The 19,055-nt window shown below is 65.8% G+C and carries 15 protein-coding genes; 5 read left to right on the top strand and 10 right to left on the bottom strand.

Translation table 11 applies throughout. The features are described from left to right. Positions 1 to 20: 20 nt before the first annotated feature. The 4 genes from IEY93_RS39345 to IEY93_RS12855 all read right to left on the bottom strand — a co-directional run bounded on the left by IEY93_RS39345 (position 21) and on the right by IEY93_RS12855 (position 3,757). Positions 21 to 377: a helix-turn-helix domain-containing protein gene (locus IEY93_RS39345; protein ID WP_189163255.1), complete on the bottom strand. Its 357-nt coding sequence runs from the start codon at positions 375 to 377 to the stop codon at positions 21 to 23. Next, complete coding sequence (locus tag IEY93_RS12865) at positions 349 to 1,122, bottom strand: DUF2637 domain-containing protein (RefSeq protein WP_189163254.1); 774 nt, start codon at positions 1,120 to 1,122, stop codon at positions 349 to 351. Before IEY93_RS12865 ends, IEY93_RS39345 begins: the two co-directional genes overlap by 29 nt. 205 nt (positions 1,123 to 1,327) lie before the next feature. After that, positions 1,328 to 3,100, bottom strand: coding sequence for a ParB/RepB/Spo0J family partition protein (locus IEY93_RS12860; protein ID WP_189163253.1), 1,773 nt, complete (start codon positions 3,098 to 3,100; stop codon positions 1,328 to 1,330). 258 nt (positions 3,101 to 3,358) lie between these two features. Beyond that, positions 3,359 to 3,757, bottom strand: a complete 399-nt coding sequence (locus IEY93_RS12855) for a hypothetical protein (protein WP_189163252.1) — start codon at positions 3,755 to 3,757, stop codon at positions 3,359 to 3,361. Positions 3,758 to 4,915: 1,158 nt separating this feature from the next. Here IEY93_RS12855 and IEY93_RS12850 point away from each other — a divergent pair. Further along, positions 4,916 to 5,374, top strand: coding sequence for a hypothetical protein (locus IEY93_RS12850; RefSeq protein WP_229691084.1), 459 nt, complete (start codon positions 4,916 to 4,918; stop codon positions 5,372 to 5,374). Here the strand turns inward: IEY93_RS12850 and IEY93_RS12845 are convergent. Beyond that, on the bottom strand, positions 5,340 to 7,103 hold the full coding sequence (locus IEY93_RS12845; RefSeq protein ID WP_189163250.1) for a hypothetical protein: 1,764 nt from the start codon (positions 7,101 to 7,103) through the stop codon (positions 5,340 to 5,342). The genes IEY93_RS12850 and IEY93_RS12845 overlap by 35 nt on opposite strands. Positions 7,104 to 7,354: 251 nt before the next feature. Between IEY93_RS12845 and IEY93_RS12840 the strand changes: the two genes are divergently transcribed. From IEY93_RS12840 to IEY93_RS12825, 4 genes are all read left to right on the top strand, one after another. Further along, the gene (locus IEY93_RS12840) at positions 7,355 to 8,308 is read left to right on the top strand and encodes a hypothetical protein (RefSeq protein ID WP_189163249.1); all 954 of its coding nucleotides are present in this window, start codon (positions 7,355 to 7,357) and stop codon (positions 8,306 to 8,308) included. A gap of 602 nt (positions 8,309 to 8,910) precedes the next feature. After that, complete coding sequence (locus IEY93_RS12835; RefSeq protein ID WP_189163248.1) at positions 8,911 to 10,956, top strand: tellurite resistance TerB family protein; 2,046 nt, start codon at positions 8,911 to 8,913, stop codon at positions 10,954 to 10,956. Then, positions 10,953 to 12,305, top strand: coding sequence for an ATP-binding protein (locus tag IEY93_RS12830; protein WP_189163247.1), 1,353 nt, complete (start codon positions 10,953 to 10,955; stop codon positions 12,303 to 12,305). Before IEY93_RS12835 ends, IEY93_RS12830 begins: the two co-directional genes overlap by 4 nt. Beyond that, positions 12,277 to 15,270, top strand: a complete 2,994-nt coding sequence (locus IEY93_RS12825) for a DEAD/DEAH box helicase (protein WP_189163246.1) — start codon at positions 12,277 to 12,279, stop codon at positions 15,268 to 15,270. Before IEY93_RS12830 ends, IEY93_RS12825 begins: the two co-directional genes overlap by 29 nt. 440 nt (positions 15,271 to 15,710) lie before the next feature. Here IEY93_RS12825 and IEY93_RS12820 read toward each other — a convergent pair whose 3' ends face one another. From IEY93_RS12820 to IEY93_RS12800, 5 genes are all read right to left on the bottom strand, one after another. Further along, complete coding sequence (locus IEY93_RS12820) at positions 15,711 to 16,145, bottom strand: helix-turn-helix domain-containing protein (RefSeq protein WP_189163245.1); 435 nt, start codon at positions 16,143 to 16,145, stop codon at positions 15,711 to 15,713. 97 nt (positions 16,146 to 16,242) lie between these two features. Then, complete coding sequence (locus IEY93_RS12815) at positions 16,243 to 16,758, bottom strand: C40 family peptidase (RefSeq protein ID WP_189163244.1); 516 nt, start codon at positions 16,756 to 16,758, stop codon at positions 16,243 to 16,245. A 496-nt stretch (positions 16,759 to 17,254) separates the two neighbouring features. Then, positions 17,255 to 17,752: an MAB_1171c family putative transporter gene (locus IEY93_RS12810; RefSeq protein WP_189163243.1), complete on the bottom strand. Its 498-nt coding sequence runs from the start codon at positions 17,750 to 17,752 to the stop codon at positions 17,255 to 17,257. Between the two features lie 58 nt (positions 17,753 to 17,810). Then, positions 17,811 to 18,140: a hypothetical protein gene (locus IEY93_RS12805; RefSeq protein WP_189163242.1), complete on the bottom strand. Its 330-nt coding sequence runs from the start codon at positions 18,138 to 18,140 to the stop codon at positions 17,811 to 17,813. A gap of 352 nt (positions 18,141 to 18,492) precedes the next feature. Then, positions 18,493 to 18,924, bottom strand: a complete 432-nt coding sequence (locus IEY93_RS12800) for a helix-turn-helix domain-containing protein (RefSeq protein WP_189163241.1) — start codon at positions 18,922 to 18,924, stop codon at positions 18,493 to 18,495. Positions 18,925 to 19,055 lie beyond the last annotated feature (131 nt).

Here is a 19,055-nt window from a genome sequence, read left to right as displayed (position 1 = left end):
TCCTGGGCTACGTCGGGTGGTCATGAGTTCTGCGCCTCCTGTTCTAGGAGGGCGATGTAGTCGGTGATGGCTGAGGAGGGGATGAGCCGGGTGCGGCCCTGAGTGACCGAGCGGAGGCGCCCGGCCCTGATCAGCTCGTAGATCACGCTGCGGCTCAGGCTGAGCATTCGCATGGCGTCGGCGACGCGATACAGCCGCGGGGTGTCCAGTGTCAGGCCACTCGTCTGGCGATGGCTGCGTGGCGGGGGTGGAAGGGGGGTCGTGATCGTGGCGGTGCGATGGATGCGGTGGTCGGTCAAGCTGGCTGCCTCCGGCGTGCTGGGGTGAATGAATCGTCGATAAATATACTCATATATATGTCGTGTGTTGGGTGGCATGCCCGTTTTGCGTAGTGGTGCTGGTGGGGTGGGCCAGGGCGGCGTGGATCCGTGTCGCCTTGGGATGGCCGATCCGCAGGTCGCGTTTGATGCGGCGGATGGAAGGGATCTCGCCGTCGCTGAGCTCGTCGGTGTAGAGCGTGATCGCCGCGCGGACGTCCGGATCGAGGATCGGTGGCGGGGCGGCTGGAGCGGCGTCGTCGGGTGGGCGTGTAGGAGCAGGTTGTTCCGTTGTTCGAGAGGCGGGCGCATGGTCGGTCGTCCGCTGCGCGGCGGTGGGGCGGCCGTCACGTAGGAGGCGGATCAGTAGCTCGAAAGAGCCGACGGCGACCAGAGCGGGCCAGCCGGCGACGATGGCGCCGACGATGCCGTGTCCGAGACCGTTGGCGACGTTGGCGCCGACCGTGGCGCACACGCCGATGACCAGCAGGCCCCAGGCATGCCAGGGAGCTCTGCGTCTTTTGCGGGTGTAGTGCAGGATCACCAGGGAGCAGGTGGCCACCAGCCCGTCGACGGTGAGTGGGAGGGCCTGGGCGGTGGCGCCGATCTCCCCGTAGCGGGTGACGAGCCGGTAGGCGTGTCCGTAGCTGATCACGGCGGCGATCCCGGTCACCACGAGGACGGAGAACGCCGCTCCCCACCGGATCAGGCGGTCTCCGGTGCTCTCGGAGGCGGTGCCGCGGCGCGGGAGCACCGGTTCTGCGATCGGGACGGCTTCTGTGGGCTGTGCGGGGTCGTTAGTCAAGCAGGCGCTCCATGGGTTCGGGACAGGGGGAGAAGCTCCCGGCGAGCCGGCAGCGGGTGACGGCGTGTTCGGGATCGGGACGGGGAATGGTTCCGATGCCCTCTGGGCCGAAGGACGGCCCGGAAGCGGGTTACGGGGAGAGCCGAGCGGCAGAGGACGACCCGGGGTGTGGTGCTGCCGCCCTCTGCCGGCAAGCCATGCGGAGTTATGCGACTTTCGCCTGCACGTCATCGGTGTCGGCCTCATCGGACCGCACCTCGGCCATCGCGATGTCCGAGTCCGTAGCAGCGTCCAGTTCAGCAGCGGTGTCCGGCGCCGACGACCGGTCCGAGGAGCGGGCGTTCACGCCGGGTGCACCGGGTGCCGGTTCGCACATGTCGACAGACGGGTCGTCGTGCTCGTCGTGCGATTCCGCTGCGATGGACACCGCCCCGGATCTGGTCTCCTCGACGGTGGGCTCGTCGGAGAGATCTTCGGCGGGATTGTCACCGCGGTAGGGCACACCGTCGGCGACGGCCTTCTCGATCGGGCTGGGCTCGTAGCCGTGTGACGCGCCGATCTCGGTGATGAACCGCAGCCAGGCGCCGGCGTCGGTTCGGGTGCAGGGGGAGTACTTGTCCTCGCGCCAGGTGTTGCGTCGTTCGCCGTCTCCGGTGATCTCGCGTTCGTAGGCGGTCGCGATCGGTGCCAGGGCGATCATCCACAGGCCCTGCTGGCTGCTCTTGGCGACGTTCACGGCGGTAGGGCTGCCGAAGGTCTCGAACAGCTGCGAATGACGGGCGCCGGCCAGGCCGCGGCACAACGGTTCCGGCATGGTGACCAGCTGCTCGGTCACGAAGCGGGCGATGGTGGCCGCGACGTTCTTGGGTGGGGTCTTGTGCGCCAGGAATTCGCGCAACCACTGCCGGCGCACCGTGGCGGCGGCGGTCCACGCCTTGTTCCCCTCGACCACGATCTTGCGCTCGACGGCTGGCTTCACCGCCTGCGTAGTGAGCGTGGGTTCCGGCGTAGGCGGCGGGTTGGTGGTGCCGGTCTCGGCAAACACGTGGCCGTAGCGTTCCGGGTCGAGGCAGTAGTGGTTGGGGGATGCGCCTATCCAGGGGGCGAGCCAGGCGCCCCGGCCCGGGCAGGTGGCGTGCGCGTCGGCGTCCATCTTCTGGTCGCCGTTCAGCAGGTGGCCCAGCGGCACGGCGCCGTCCGGCCTGTCGTCGGTGACCGTGACCCCGGCGGCCTCCAGCTCGGCGATCACCCTCGAGCGGCGGGCCTTGGCCTCCCGTTCATCCAGCAGACGCTGCACGGTGTACTTGAGCGGGCCATACCACCTGCGGTGGATGGCCTCCAGCGCTTCGGGGTCATCCTCGAACGGCTTGAGCAGCGCGAGTTCCTCCAGCGTCCACTCGTAGTCCATCCCCGCGGCGAGCTGCTTGGCCGCGCCGCCCAGACCGCCGGCCCGTACCCCGGCCTTGACCTCGCGGGAGGACATGCCGGTCACCCTGCGGATCTCGGTCCGCGTCATCCCGGCCTGCGCCGCCGAGAACAGCGCCTGTGCCTCCTCGTGCACCGACAGACTGGTGCGGAACCTGCTGGTGATGAGCATGTGCAGGTACTGCAGACCCTCGTCGTCGGCGGTGTCGGTGGAGAAGAAGTACGGCACGGCCGGCAGACCGACCTTCAGCGCGGCGTCCAGGCGGACGTTGCCGTCCACCACCCGGTACCCGCCGTCCGGCTCGACGGTGATCTCCAAAGGGGTGATGATCCCCGCCGCGGCCACCGACCGGCAGAACTCCTCACTGGCCTGCCGATCCTGGCGAACATTGCCCGGGTGGGCCACCAGCAGGTCGACCGGGATCATCGGCCGCTCGGTATAGACGGGTTCCGCACCTCGCGGGCCCTCGCCGTCAGAAGCGGGTGGGGCCGGGATGTCGACATCGGTGACCGGGACATCCACGATGTCGGGATTGACGGCCACTTCGTTCATGCGCCCTCCACAGGCTCTTGGAGCCGGGCCGACCAGCCGATCTTGGCGGCTGGGGGACACGAGGTCCGGTCCCTGCCCGGCCCGATGCCCTCGCGACGCACGCGGCCGGGAACGCAACCCGGCGGTCCCGGCACGGCCAAGATGTCGTCCGACGAAGGAGGAGAAGATCTCTGGCCGTACCGGGAAGAGCGCAGCGAGAGCCGGTTGCGGGCACGGCAAGGGCGTCGCACTCTCACAAGCCGGGCAGGGGACCCGGGCTCACCCGCGCATGCTCTGGCCGGCGCCACCGAAAGGGCTGTCGCCGGGAAAGTACGATGGCGGCGAGTTCTCCTGCTCCGCGCTGAGGTCTCGGTCCTCGCACGAGACGATCAGTGGCTGCCGGTGAATCACGCCGAAGACGGGAGTCGACGGACCGGCGTACGCGCCGGTGATGTTGTAGCCGATGTACTCGTCGGCTTCCTCCTCATCCATGCCCCAGCTCATGAGGACCCGGACGCACAGGGACAGGTCGTACAGGGCGACGACCCGATGGGAGTTGCCGAACCAGCCTTCCGCCGTGCCGATCAGCGCGTCCTCCAGGCCGTCGGCCAGCAGCGCCTCACCGTCGCTACGCTCGACCAACTCCTGGCGGATGTCGTCGAAGGAGAGGTCAGTCATGCGCCCCTCCGTCTTTGCGCCGCTGTCGGGATCGATGCACCGGATGACCGGCACACCCCTGCGGAGCCAGTGCCAACGGCAACCCGCTCCTGATGTCGAAGGGCTGCCCCGTCATCACTGCGGCCTGAAGCTGGTCCCGCAGCTCCCGCGCCGCCGAGAGAGAGTGGAACAGCCGGACCCGCCGATGGCCGGCCACGGTCCAGCACACCCGGTGTACTGGACCGCGCCGACCCTCATGACGGCTGATCCAGCCGCAGATCCAGATCTTGTAGGTGACCCCCTGCTGGCGGCCACGAGAGTGAAACGTCGAACGGTCGATGGGGGATGCATTCATGCTGATAACAGCTCTTTCCTGGATAGGGCCTGTCCCAGAGCAAAGCCGCGCGCCGACCCCCACAGGTCAGGTAAGGGGGCACGGCGAACCTCACTGTCGTCGAAGCGACGGCTCCGCTTATATACCGACGTTACTTGCTCGTCAGTAATTTATACTCACATATATGAGCTGGTCAATGACATCCCCGGGCGAGGCGGGCGGAACCCATCCCCGTACGCATGACGATCGACTTCGACACCAGCATCAACGTCGGCTGAGCCCACGGCGCGGCGGAGGACGGTACGACGAAAGAGGGCGAGTAGGTACCGGCCAGCTCACCCTCGCAGGCATGGGAGAACGCAGAGAGCGCAGTTCCCGCTGTGGGGGGCGGAGATCACGGCGGCCGAGCCCTACGGGGTGGCAGGACGCGCAAGTCACGAGCGGTTGACGGATGGTGAACGGCTCACCTCCACTGCCCGTGGGCAGGGTCACGCATCCGCCCGCTATCCCGCCGTGACGGCCGACTTATCCCCGCACAGGGCGGGCAGCAGGGGCATATCTCGCCGGACTTGGCTGTGTCCCAGGGGCGACGCCTTCGATACGTACATGCCCTTCACTGCATCTACAGTGCTCGTTCTCCCTGCTGGGGAGGGGTGAGGCGACGTGGAGGCAACCAGTCGGGCGGTGCACCGAACGCAGCTCACAACGATCGGGAGCGTTGGGCTTCTGGCTGTGATCGCCGCCGTCGTGTCCTTCCGCCACATGCACGAGCTCTGCCTGGTGAAGACCATCTCGCGGCTGTCCTCATCCCGCTCGCGGTCGACGGCACCATTGTGGTCGCCTCGATGTCGATCCTCCTCGCGAGCCGATACGGTTCGCGCGGAGGTGCCCTGGCCTGGATACTCCTGACTGTCGGCAGCTTGGCCAGTCTCGGCGCGAACGTCGCGGTCGCAGAGCCCAGCGTGATCGGCCGCGTCATCGCTGCCTGGCCTTCAGCCGCGTTGATCGGGAGCTACGAGCTGCTGATTTCGCAGATCCGTCGGGTTTTCTCAGACACAGCTAGCGAAGAGCCGGCCGTGGCCGGCGACGAGAACGAAGAGCAGGCCGAACCGCCAGTGGAGGGCCGTGCCCGACTCCGTGACCACGGCATCGTGGATCTCCACAGAGCGGCATGGCGATGGGCGCAGTCGAACCGGCTCCCGGACGGGCTCCCTTCCGGGAAGGCCATAGCCTCCCAGTTCGAGCGCAGTGCGAGGTGGGGCCGCTTGATCAAGAAGGCTGGGCTGGCGGGGGAACTTGGTTGATATTGCCGCTGCTGGCATCCTCAAAAGACCCAGGCGGTTCGGTGAACTCGGGCAGACGCCACGGGGTTGGGGCTATCAGCTTGTGGTCATCTGGCCATTTCGCTGGCAGGAACGCGCGGAAATGCTCGCCATTTTCGGGTTGAAGTCGTATGACGAGGTTCTCGGCGCTCCCTGTATCGAGGGCTGACAGGGCCTCGCGTGAATTCAGAGCCACCACGCGAGGGTGGAGCAGCGTGATATCTCCAAGCCTCAGTTCGTTACCGCCGATCTCAATCGTGAAGTCAGGGACACTGAGAGCGAGGCACTGAGGGCTGCCTCCGAGGACGCGGCGCAGCTCCGGACTGTCGCTGCCGGCGAGTTTCCCGGTGAGGACACGCATCGTCGGATGGATTGCACACTTACCTTCCACGAGTAGCCTCGCTATGCGAAGAAAGACCCGATCCAGCCCGGGAAGTTCATCCGGTATCGGGAAGAAGACGTCGCAGTGGCGTTGGACGACGTCTAAATCATCAGCAAGTGTCCTCCAGCGCCGCACCTCCGCCAGGTGAGCTACCTTCTCTGGCGAATCGTGCCTTGTGAAGGCGAGCAGTCCCAGGCTGAGGCCATTGAGGAAGATCTCCCCCGTGGCTTCCCCGTGAAGCGCCTCGATCAGCTTCATGGCGCGAAACAGATCTGATGGATGGGAGCCAGCGACGGAGTACGAGTAGTCGAGTGTGGAAGGCAGCTCGCGATCGTGAGGGAACAAGAAGAGGAGGTCAGCGACGTTGTAGAACGTCGCCTTAATGGAGCGCCCTTCATATCCATAGCTTCCATGCCGAACTCTGGCCTGGTGGGCGCTGAGCGTTCGACCGTGGGTATCGAGGATCCGCAGCTCCAGCGTGACGTCTCGAGTTTCTGGCATCCGGAGGGGCGACCATTCGAGTGCGATATTCGAGGTCTTCTCGCTGAGCCACGCTGGGCCCTCGATTTCGAAGCTTTGCACTGTTTTCGCAGGTAGGACGATCTTTTCGTCTGTGCCGTACCCGAGGCTTCGGCGCACCTGTTCCGCCAGCCCTGCGTCATCCCGGCTCAGCGCCAGCTGTACTTTGATCTGAATCGGGCTGGTGACATGTGCTTGGGGGTGCTTGGGACGCAGGGCGTACGCAACTTGGTCACCGTTTCTGGAAAAGTCCAAGGTCCAGTCCGGGTCGGACGTGTCCACGACCCTCCCAAGAGCGTGGACGCGATCCACCAGATCAGCAGCTCCACCAGTGAGGATCGCTTTCTCCTGGTTGTAGGTCTTGGCGGCCTCCAGAAGATGGTCTTTCTGGAAGTATCCCTCCAGGTCGGGAAACATGGCCATCAGGTCATCGAGCTCAGCACGACCGATCACGGAGATCCTGATGCTTTGCTCACCGGGAAGTTCATCGATGAACTTCTGCTCGGGATCGGAGAGATTACATGGGACGACCAGGGTCCACTCCCAGGGTCGATGAGCCATGGCGCTCTTGAACGACCTCTTGATCTGATTGCGCCGCTGTTTCATCCCGGAGGAGAAGCCGCCTGGGAAGTACTTAAGCTGGAAGATCCGCAGCCGCGTGCCCTGAGTTACGGTGACATCCCGCCCGCCGTCGCCGCCGCGGCCATCGAAGGCGCGGACATCAGCGATCTCCGAGTATCTCCGTCTGAGTAGGGCCTCCACGATGCGGTCGAATCGCGGCTGCCCAAGGAGCTCCCAGTCGATCGCCATCGATCTCCTTCCACGCCGTCAACGATCGATCGTCCCAGCTCGACCGTGAGTTAGCGAACAGACGGCAATGCCCCTCGCCTCGGGGGAGCCATAGAGCCATTAGTGAGTCGCCCCAGCTTCGCTGGAACCTATACAGAAGAGAGATCCGGAAGAGACCGGACATCGGTGGCGGGCTGAGCGGGGTGGCATTCCTCCCGCGCAGGTGGCGCAGGATGTTCCCTGCCATTCCGCACAGGCCCTACAGTGCTGCGATGACTGCGACCGCGATAGAGCCTGGCACCCCGCTGCCGGCGATCGTCATCTGCTGCGCCGAGGTGCTGGGGGAAGAGTTCGACGCGCTGCTGGCGAGCGTGGAGAGCGCCGGCCAGCAGCCCCAGCCGGGTTCGCCATACCTGATCGAGCGAAAAATCTGGGTGGCCGCCTCCGACAGTCAGGCGGCACTGTGGTCTGAGGCGCATCTCATGGCGCGTGGGATCCTGCTCAACCTGTTCGATCATCTGGCGATGCTGAGAAAGGCGTTCAGCGGACCGGAGCAGCTGCCGCTGTATGCGCATATGACCTTGGCCCGTGTCGTCATGGAGGCCGCGGTGCAGATATGTGAACTGGTGGACCCGGCTGCGGGGTTCGAGCAGCGGGTGCTGCGCGCGGCGCAGCTGGGGTTGCGCAGCCGCACCCTGGAGATGTCGGCGGTGTGGGGCCTCCCGGCCGGGCACCAGGTGCGTGAGGGTGCGCTGGAGAAGACCGTTCGCAGGCGGGAGGAGTTCGCGAGCCTGGTGGAGAAGGCTGGCATCGAGGTGCGCCGCGGGAAGGACGAACGGCCCAAGGGAGTGCGATACCTCGGCAGCGACCGGTTCCTGGACTTGGACCCGAGCATGACCGAGTTGGTGGGGCAGCGGTTCCCCGCTCTGCCGTCCGGCTATCAGCTGACCTCTGGTGTCGTGCACAGCATGGAGTGGATGCTGCGCGACGCGTACGCTGACGACGACGCGGATGCCGTGCGTGCTGAGCCGGATCTGCTGGGCATGGGCATGGCGACGTTGATGGCTTTGAACGCGTGCGCGGCCGTCGCCGAGTCCTATGCAGAGCTGTACGGGCACGATCCGGAGTCTGCGGCCGAGGCGAGCGCGCGGCGGCGAAGGCGCGTCGACGAGGCGTCCGCTCAGGAGTACGCCCGTATGCAGGGGCTAGGTGCTACTAGGCGGTGACGCCCCGGCGCGGTGAAGGAGCAGCGTCAGGTTGGGCCCCGGGTAGGTCGTCTCCATTCGCCCGATCGCCGCGGGTGGGGCCGTTTGGCTAAGAAAGAGAGTTGGCCGGGGAGGCCGAACGGGGTGACTCGGGCTAATGCCGAGCAGCAGTTTCAACTGACCTACCGTCCTGCAGTATGTGGTCGTCTGCCAGGCGGCATCATGCTGCGAACCAGGCACGCCCTCATGGTCGGTGGGCCGCTGGAGCACGCTGCCATCGAGGGCAGTCTTGATGTGAATCAAGATGATAACGAGGCTCGGAACAGGTCGCTCTTGTAGCGGATTGCGCATTACAGTGCGTTCCGTGGTTGCGAGGTCACCTCGCGGATTGCCTGCCACGGCAGGGCAGAGTGATCGTGTAGCTGATATGGGGTGAGCGGATGGGATTTCTCGATCGCTTCCGCCGTAATCCTCATCCTGAGACACCGGTGCGACCAGTTGTGCACTCAAGCTCCGGCAACCTACATCCTCCTGCCCTGGGCCGACATGCTGCGGCCGCGTACATCCGCCTGCCTGTGCCGGTCACTCCGCCGGTTCCTGCGTACCCATGGGTTCCGCCCGGAGTGACGGTCACTATTGCGGGCCAGAACATCATCGGTGGGCTGGTCTACGTCGGATCGGGCCTATTGTCCGCATCCCAAGCCACAGTGGAACCGGCACTCATCGACCCCCGGCTCCCTGTGGACATGCGTCGCCCTGACTGGGCGGGTGCTGGCCTGGATTACTGGCCCTCCTACTCGTCGATCTCGCCGCAGTGCCGTGCCGCATACCTGGCGTGGCTGGCGGATGGACGCCGTCATCCGCAGGTGCCCATTGGCTATGTCTTCCTCTACCTGTACGGCTTAGAGCGACGGGTGTTGCACGATCTGGTGCTGGATCGTTCCAGTGCTGCGCAGGAGTTGTCTGCCATTCATGGTGAGGTGCGGCGTTTGCTCGCCGCCTACGGCCGTAACAACTCCTTCCGTCGTTATGCCGGGCAGCTCGAACAGGTTCTGGATGTCCTCGCCATCACGTGGCTGGGCTTACAAGTTGGAGCGCCGCCTGCTCCGACGCGCGACTCACCGCCTTCGCTGTACTTGCGTGCAGGCCTAGGCACCTTCGCCGCCCGACACAGGCCGGTGCCGGTCGATTGGGCGCTGAGCTGGATTCGCTCGCATCCGGACTATTACCCGCGCACCGCGGCCACGCGCTGTGCGAACGAATTCGACGCGTTGTTCCGGAGGCGTTACGCGGCCCACCATGGTGACGGCTTGGTGGCACGGCCTGGGCGGAAGGAACTGAGCCTCGACTATCGGCCAGCCAGCGCCAGCTTTCGAGGAGTCGCCGAGATCACGCTGCCAGGCATCCCGGACGTGCTGACGCTGGCTGCTCCGACACGCAAGCTCGTGGTGCTGGCCGATGAGTGCACCTCGGAGTTGGAGGCCTACAGCCGGTACCTCGGCCGTACTCCCGACGGCCAGGGGACTGTTCAGGCGCAGGCGCTTCTGCCACCGGAGTTGGTGGACTTGGCCTCTGGCAGTGCTGGTCGGGCCGTGGCCTGGGCGCGACAGCGGTTGGGCGTGGATGAGGTCGTACTCGTCGCGGCGGAGGAGTTCGCTGCGCTGATCTCGTCGCCTGGCGCCAAACCGACCAAGAAGGACACGATCGCTCTCACCACGCTGCTAGGCCAGGCCGGAATCGGTGTCGAGCCCGATCCTCGGCTGGGAGGACCGGTGCCGGTCAGTGGTTCCGTGGTCTTGTTCGCGGCGTCTGGTGGCCCGACGGCGGCGGCATCGGACGCCTATCAGGCCGCGACCTTGCTACTCCATCTAGCTGCCGCGCTCAGCGCGGCTGATGGGGAGACCTCCGAGGCAGAGCAGCGCCACTTGAGCGACCATCTGCAACGAGCACTGCATCTCACTCCGGAGGAGCGGCGGCGCTTGCATGCCCATTTGCGCTGGCTCACCGCCACGCAGGTCAAGATCAGCGGTCTGACGCGGCGCATCGAGGGGATCGACGAGAACCAGCGCGTGGCCATCGCCGAATTCCTCACCGGAGTCGCGGCCGCAGATGGTCATATCTCCGCCAGTGAGATTAAGACACTGAGCAGGATCTATCGCTTACTCGCCCTTCCACCCGATCTGATCAAGTCGATGCTGCCGGACACCCGCGTCCCGCCGCCGGCATCCGACCCGGTGACGGTCCGGCCAGCGGAGCCGGAGAGGGGTTATGCGATCCCTCGGACGCCTTTCATATCTGTCGAGCCGTCTTCGGTACGACTCGACCAAGCGGTGATCGCGGCGAAACTCGCCGAGACCGCACGCGTCGACGCGCTGCTGGGGTTGATCTTCGCCGATGAGGAGCCTGCACCGGCGCACGCTCCGCCGCCGGTAACCGATCCGGTGGCAGGACTGGATGGACGCCACTCCGGGCTGGTTCGCGCGCTGGCAGGTGTCGAGCAGCTCTCCCGCGCACAGTTCGAAGAGCTGGCGGCGCGCTGGAGCCTGCTCCCTGATGGTGCGCTGGACCAGGTGAACGAGGCGGCCTACGACCTGACCGGTGATCCATTGCTCGAAGGAGACGACCCGATCTGGGTGGTCCGACATGTGCTGGGAGAGATGCTGACGTGACCACGACGACTCCGATCCGCCCCCGCGAACGCGATGCTCTGCTGCAGTCGCTACGCGCCGGAGTGGTTCCGCGACTGGGCCAGCGGCACGTACAGGTGGGCAGGGCCCCGGAGGTGGAGGCTCTGGTCACCGACATCGGCCGGATCGCCGCCGGGGGTTCGGCGATCCGGTTCATCATCGGTGACTTCGGTGCCGGCAAGACCTTCTTCCTGCACCTGGTGCGTTCCGTCGCGCTGGAGAAGAAGCTGGTCACCGTACATGCCGACCTCAACCCCGACCGTCGCCTGCACTCCAGCAGTGGCCAGGCGCGCAGCCTGTACGCCGAGCTGATGCGCAACATGGCCACCCGGGCCAAACCGGATGGAGGAGCGCTGAGCAGTGTGCTGGAGCGCTTTGTCTCGACCGCCCTGGCCGAATCACAGCAGACCGGTGTGGACCCAGGGCAGGTCATCCGCGCGCGCTTGGCCCACCTGTCGGAGATGACAGGTGGTTACGACTTCGCTGAAGTCGTCGGAGCCTACTGGCGTGGGCACGACAATGGGGACGAGCAACTCAAGGTCGCGGCCATCCGCTGGCTGCGGGCAGAGTTCGCTACCCGGACCGACGCCCGATCGGCGCTGGGCGTACGCACCATCATCGACGACGCCACCTTCCACGATCACCTGAAGCTGATGAGCCGGTTCGTCCGGCTGGCCGGCTACGACGGGCTGCTGGTGTGTCTCGACGAGATGGTGAACCTGTACAAACTGGCCTCCACCCAGGCGCGTAACTCCAACTACGAGCAGATACTGCGCATCCTGAACGACACTCTCCAGGGCACTGCCGCCCACCTGGGATTCGTTTTCGGCGGTACGCCGGAATTCATCGCCGACACCCGCCGCGGCCTGTACAGCTACGCCGCTCTCCAGTCTCGGCTGGCGGAGAACGGCTTCGCCTCTGGTGGCCTGGTCGACTACTCCGGACCAGTACTGCGGCTGGCGCCGCTGACACAAGAAGACCTCTATGTCTTGCTCACCAAGCTGCGCCACGTCCATGCTTCGGGTGATCCGTCGCGATATCTACTGAGTGACGATGCGTTGCCCGCGTTCATGCACCACTGTTCGGCGCGAGTCGGCGATGCCTACTTCCGCACACCGCGCACCACGATCAAAGCCTTCTGCGATCTGCTCGCCGTACTGGAGCAGAACCCGGGAGTGGGCTGGCGGCAGATTCTGCCGTCAGTCGAACTGCGGCAAGAAGCCAACCCTGACCTGACACCACTTGAGGAGGAGGACGGTACGTCGGCACCCTCTTGGACTCCTCGGACGGAAGCAGCTGACAATGACGACCTCACCTCCTTCCGGCTCTGACGCCTTCGAACGGCTCCATCCCAGGGTTCAACGCTGGATCTGGCAGCAAGAGTGGCCCGAACTACGTCCCGCCCAGGAAGCGGCCGTGGCGCCGGTGCTCGCAGGCGACACCGATGTGCTCATCGCTGCCGCGACCGCGTCCGGCAAGACGGAGGCCGCCTTCCTGCCGATCTGCTCCAGGCTCGTCGAAGAGCCTGCTGCGGCTGCGGGGTTCACGGCCATATACGTGAGTCCGCTAAAGGCGCTGATCAACGACCAGTACGGCCGGCTCGATGACTTGTGCGCAGGCTTGGACATCCCGGTCGCCCGCTGGCATGGCGATGTGGGCGCTCACGCCAAGAGCAAGCTGATCGAACGACCTCGTGGCATCTTGCTGATCACTCCGGAATCTCTGGAGGCGCTGTTCGTTCTACGCGGCTGGAAGATGCGCGATCTCATGGCGGCTCTGCGTTATGTCGTCATCGACGAACTCCACTCCTTCATCGGCACCGAACGTGGTGCCCAGCTGCAGTCGCTCATGCACCGCCTTGATCTGGCGAGCCGTCGCCGCGTCCCTCGCATCGGCCTGTCGGCGACTCTCGGAGATATGCGGTCCGCCGCCGACTTCCTGCGCCCGGGACGAGGAGATCTGGTCACCTCGATCGTCTCGACCGCTGATGCCCAGGAACTACGTTTGCAGTTACGCGGATACATCGAGACGGCTCCCAGAATTGATCCACGAGCCAAGCCCGCACACGACGCCATGGGCGTGGACGTCCGTCCTGATGACGTCGCTTCTGGTGATCGCCTCGCGATCGCAGACCATCTGTTCGCCACCCTGCGCGGCAGTCACAATCTTGTATTCGCCAACTCACGCGGCAGTGTCGAGGACTACACCGATCTGCTCAGCCGCCGCTGCGATGAGGTCGGCGTACCGAACGAGTTCGTCCCCCACCACGGCAACCTGTCCAAGGACATCCGGGAAGACACCGAAACGCGACTTAAAGACCGGACCCGCCCTGTCACCGCCGTGTGTACCTCCACACTGGAGATGGGAATCGACATCGGATCGGTCTCCTCGGTAGCCCAGATCGGGGCGCCGCCCAGCGTGGCCGCGCTGCGGCAGCGCCTGGGCCGGTCGGGACGCCGCGGGGGACCGGCCGTGCTGCGGCTCTACATCAGCGAGTCAGAGCCGACCGGCACCAAGCATCCCGCCGACGAGATCCGAGCCCAGCTCGTCCAGGCGATCGCCACCATCGAACTTCTCCTGCAGCGGTGGTACGAACCTCCGCACGCGAGAGCCCTGCACCTATCCACAGTCGTGCAACAACTGCTCTCGCTGATCGCTCAGCACGGCGGGATCAGCCCACAGGATGCCTACCGTGTGTTGTGCGTCCAAGGCCCCTTCCGCCAGGTGGATGCCCCCACCTTCGCCACGCTGCTGCGGGACCTCGGCGCGGGTGATCTCATCCGGCAGGAATCTGACGGGCTGCTCCTGCACGGCGGAATTGGTGAGCGTCTGGTCAACCACTACACCTTCTATGCGGCCTTCGACGCCCCGACGGAGTACCGGATCACCACGGAAGGGCGAACCCTCGGCAGCCTTCCCTTGGATCACTCGCTTCCTGAGGGATCGCTGCTCATCTTCGCCGGCCGCCGCTGGCGGATTCACAGCATCGACACGCACGCCAAGGTCATCGAAGTGACCCGCTCCTCCGGAGGCCGCCCGCCACGTTTTGCTGGAACCGGGCCCGAGATTCACGACCGCATCAGGACCGAGATGCGACGTATCTACGAGGACACGGCGATCCCGATCTATCTCGATGCGACCGCACAGCGACTCTTGGCCGAGGGACGCGCCGCCTACCACCGCCTCGGCTTGGGCACCAACCCCCTGGTGAGCTACGGCAACGACATGCTGCTGTTCCCGTTCCGCGGAGACACCATCATGACCACAGCAGCCCTGGCCATGCACACCCGTGGCATCGGCGTCGCGAGACAAGGCGTAGCTCTGCTGCTTTGCGACACCTCACCCCAGGCCGCCGCACAACTGCTCACCGAACTGGCGGAGTGCGAACCCCCTGAGGCCGTCGACCTGGCCAGGCTGGTCCCCGAGAAGAGAATCGACAAGTACGACAACGTCATAGGCGACGACCTGCTGGCTTATGCCTACGCGGCCCGTAACCTGGACGTCCCGGCTACCTGGGAAGCCATCGCCTCGCTCGCCGAGCAAACGGTCGACGTTCTTCCGGTAGAAACCGAAAGCCCGACGACCACGACCGCATCCTCACGCCGTCACCGCGTCGGCTCCCTGCCTTACGCCGTCGTTGATGTGGAGACGACCTCCACGGACGCGCGTAAGGCCCGCATCGTCGAGATCGCGGTTCTTCGGCTTCACCCGGACGGCAGTGAGGACCGTTCCTACTCCACGATCGTCGACTCCGGGATCGGACCAGGTCCAACACACATCCACGGACTCACGGCAGGGGACCTCGCAGGCGCGCCACACTTCGCCCAGATCGCCGGGAATGTCGCATCCCTCCTCGACGGCGCGGTCATTGTCGCCCACAACGCCCGCTACGACACCGGAGTTCTCAGCGCCGAATTCGCCCGTGCCGGAGCCGCGCCCGACGACATGCTCGCGCTGTGCACACTGGCGCTGTCGCGACGCTTCGGTAGATCTGCCGGCTGTGGCAGCCTTGCCGACTGCGTTCGAGCCGAAGGGATCCACCTGCGCCGTGCCCATACTGCCGAGGGTGACGCACACGCCTGCGCCGAATTGCTGCGGGTCTACACCGCTCGCGCCATGAAGGAGGGCTGGCAGTGGCTGGATGAAATCGGCGCCGTCGGCCGACTGGGCCACTCCCGATGGGCTCCTTGGCCGATCACCGGCCTCACTCGCCGCAGGCTCCCGGCTTCTGACATTGCGAGTCCTGCTGACAGTGCCGTTACGATCCGTGCACACCCTGGAGGTTTCTCAGCCTGAATAGAGCGTTAAGGAAATCACGCTGGTCGGTCGGCATCTCGCCGTGGGGTGCGGGCCGTTGTTCTGCCGCTGGCCCTCGACGCGGCTTCTCAGATCCGTGGCCTGCCTCTCCTACGTCGGCCTGCGCTTCGACGACCATCTCTTCCGCCGCCACCGCGGCCCGGGCTCGGCGAACGGTGCGGGTAGCGCGCTGGCTCCAGGCCGTTGACTTTCCGGCCGTACGGCTGCACCCGGAAGCGCCGGAAGCATCGCATAGTTACGCAGCGTGGTAGTGGAGCGATGCGCCGCATGCGCGAGGAGCAGGGGCTCGACTCTCGCGTCCTGAACGAGCGGTCGTTGCTCGACTGGGAGAGTGGACATCCTCCAGGAGCGAACTATCTGGATCTGGCGTGCCAGCTCTTCCGACCAGCCATGTGGAGGCCGGTTTCGCCGCCGACTACTCACTGTTCTACGGCGGGTAGTCCTTCGAGGGTTCGGGCGCGGTCGATCATGTCTTGGATGGTTTTCAGGGTTTCGTCGGAGAGGCCGGCGGCGCGTAGGGCGACATCTTTGACTGCGTCGTCCTTCAGTGCCAGGTCGAGCTTGGTGGCGGGGGCGGTGGGGTTGTCGGCGTCTTCGTCGTCGAAGAAGTACAGGACCGAGACGCCGAAGAACGCCGCGAGGGCGGCGAGGTGGCGTTTGGTGGGGTTGTCCTTGATGCCCTTGCGCAGCTGCCATACGTAGGCTTGGGAAATGACCTTCTCGCCGGCGGCGGCGTTGATCGCTTCGGCGACCTCGACGTTGGTGTAGGGCTTGCCGCCTTTGGGGTGGACCGTCTGGAACAGGTGCTCCAGGCGACGCGCCAGGGGGCCGGGGTCTGAAGGCGTGGCGCTCATCGGTGGTCCCACTCCCTCGGGTATGTGGTCGGTGCGCTGCGTGCGCTCGCGTAGACCGTGGTACTGATCAACGAGGATGCGTATACGTGGGTTTATCTTAGCCGGTGATGCGGGCGCCTGCGATGAAGGTCTGGTAGCGGTAGGTGCCTGGTGCCATGGAGTCGAAGCGGAGCTTGGCGCCGGTGAACGGCGCGTTGAAGAAGCGCTGGTCGCCGGCGTAGATGCCCACGTGTGACGGCGCGCTGGGGGTCCCTGAGCTGCCTGGCCAGAAGACCAGGTCGCCGACCTGGAGTTGGTCGTAGGGAACGTGCCGCCAGCGGCGGTCTTGGAATTGTGTGGCCGCGGTCCGGGGAAGGAGCACCTTGCCGTTGGTCGCCTGATGGACCGCCCAGACGGTCAGGCCGGAGCAGTCGAAGCCCGGATTGCCGCTGCCGTTGGAGTTCGTCCCCACTGTCGGGCCGTTCTGGTCGCCGCCGCCGTACTGGTAGGCCAGTCCGATCCATTTTTGTGCCTGGGCCAGGATGGCTGCGCCGGTATCCCCGGCTGGGACCGGCGAGGGACAGGTGGGTGTCGCTGTGGTGAGGGCGGCCTGCGTGCGGGAGGCGTCGGGCATTGCGCCGTCTGGCGTCTTCGTAGGTGGCCGGGTGGTGTTCTGGCATGCGGGCTCGACGTCAAGCGGCGGTGAGTTGGTCGTCGTGCTTGAAGCCGAGCCGAGTGCGATTCCCAGGACCAGCGTGAGCGGTGCGCTGAGGAACACGACTGCGGCGATGACGACCCTGCCGCTCACGAGCGGGTCCGGGCACGCGGAGCAGAAGGGATGGCGGGCATGTGGAAGTCCCTCGCGCATTCCGGGAGTCGAGCCAGGCGAGCTGACGCTGTTTGCCGTGGCAAACGGATGGAAGCACGGTAGCGATGTCGCCGAAGTGGCGTCAACTGTGGCGAACAACAAACGTCTGACTGCGATGGTCACGTTTGCCGGCCTGGTGTTTGCGGTCGGCGGTACGGCTCCCGCCCTGATGGTGTGGCGACTGCTCGGGCAGCTCGGACTCTTGAGGGTGGCGCGGCTACGAGCAGGTGAGAAGCTGCCGCGTGCGTGTTTCAGGGGGAGCTCACCGCCGCCGTTTGGCCATCCGCTGGTCGAGTTCGTGGAGGACGGTCGCGGCTGCCCGGGATCGGCGTGCGTGTTCGATGAGGCGCAGCCAGCGGACCTCGCTTGGCAGGTCGCCGCCCCCGTGGGCTGGTCTGGCGGAAGGCGGGGTGAAAGCCGTGCCGCGATGCTTGGCGGTGACCGCGGCGGTGAGCCAGACGGCTTCGACGGCCGCGTCGAGCTGTTCCCCCGCGAGCCCGCGGCCGGTGAGTGTGTCTTGGATCCACTGGTAGTCCTCGTCGGTGACATAGCCGCGCAGTGCCAGCCGGGCGTCGTGTATCTCGATGGTGCGGCGCAGTAGGCGGACGCGGAGATCGGCCAATGAAGCGAGATCGGTGAGCCGGCTGGGCGGGGTGAAGAGGATGACCTGGGGGACTGCGCCGGTGAGGTGCCGCCACAGTGGGCGCAGGGCGTTAAGGCTCCGGTAATCCCGTTGAGCAGCCAAGATGATGCTGATCAACGGGGTGGAGTCTTCGGCGAGGCGCACCGTGAGCCGGTCGAGGGCCGGTGGGCCACGGTCAGCCGGTCCGGCGGGAACGGGAACGGGTGGTGGTGGCTCGCTCCAGGATCAAGGTGGAGAACAGCTCGGCCTGGAGCTCCTGGGTGGTGGGGACGGTGAGGCCGGTGTGCCGGCTCAGCCAGTACCGGACCTTCGCCGGATCGACATCGGGCAGCATTTCGGCGAGGTCGGCCACGTCGGAGGGGTGGCCGAGCAGTATGTGGGAGACCTCGTGCAGGATGATCGCGGCCTGGTGCAGAGGGCTGGTGTTCTGCTCGTAGTAGATGTGATCGGCGTGGTCGAAGCCGACCCACAGGCCGTAGGGGCAGGAGTCCGCGGTGGGGGTCATGGGGGCCGCTGTCAGGACCAGGGGTTTGCCGCGCGTCAGAGATACCGACTCGCAGAACGCGGTGATCTCAAAAGGATGTGGAACTGTCAGCTCACGCAGGCGTTCCTCGCAGAGGGCCCGAAAGCTCTTACGCACGTTCACCCCGAACTCCCCCCCGCTCGGTGGAGAGGGAGGCCGACAGGATGGGACTCCACGGCACGATTGCGGCAATCCACCCTCTCCGAGTAATGGGAGAGTAAAGGAGATCGCGGGCGTTGCGCACCTGGTAAACGCTTGCTTGCAGCGGAGACGCCGTACAGAGCGGGAGATCCGAGTCAGGTAGATCTTTACGAGCGCGGTTGCGGAGGGCCGATCATGGAGTCGGGTCGTCGTCCGGCAGTCCTTCGATCTTCCTGGCCTGCTCGACCATGCTCAGCAAGGCCTGGAGGGTCTCGGGGGAGAGCCCTGAGGCTCGCAGGGCCAGCCGGCGCACGCCGTTGTCGCGGACCGCGTTGATGACCGCGAGCTGGTTGTCGGTACGCTCGGCCACCTCGTCGTCGGTGAAGTAGGTCACGTCGACGCCGAAGAAGCGGGCGATGGCGGCCAGCCGCTCGTGACTGGGATTGGTCTTCTCACCCGTCCGCAGCTGGGACAGGTAGGCGGCGGAGATGACCGATCTGCCCGTCTCGTCGTTGATCTCTTTGGCCGCCTCGCGCAGCGTGTAGGGTTTACGCCCCTTCGGGTGGACCGTCCGGAACAGATGGTCCAGGCGCTGGGCGAGCATGCCGGGTTCGCTGTCGGTCATGTCGCCGTAGCCCTCCGTCGGCTCACCATCGCAAGATCGGTGTCCGATCCATCATGCAGTGTTCACTGCAGCGGGGCAAACCATCCACCTACCCCTACCGGTTGTTTGCCATGGTTGACAGGAGCTGGTCA

Origin of the sequence: Sphaerisporangium melleum (genome assembly GCF_014646695.1) — a bacterium.
GTDB lineage: Bacteria > Actinomycetota > Actinomycetes > Streptosporangiales > Streptosporangiaceae > Sphaerisporangium > Sphaerisporangium melleum.
This window is presented reverse-complemented; position numbering and strand designations above follow the sequence as displayed.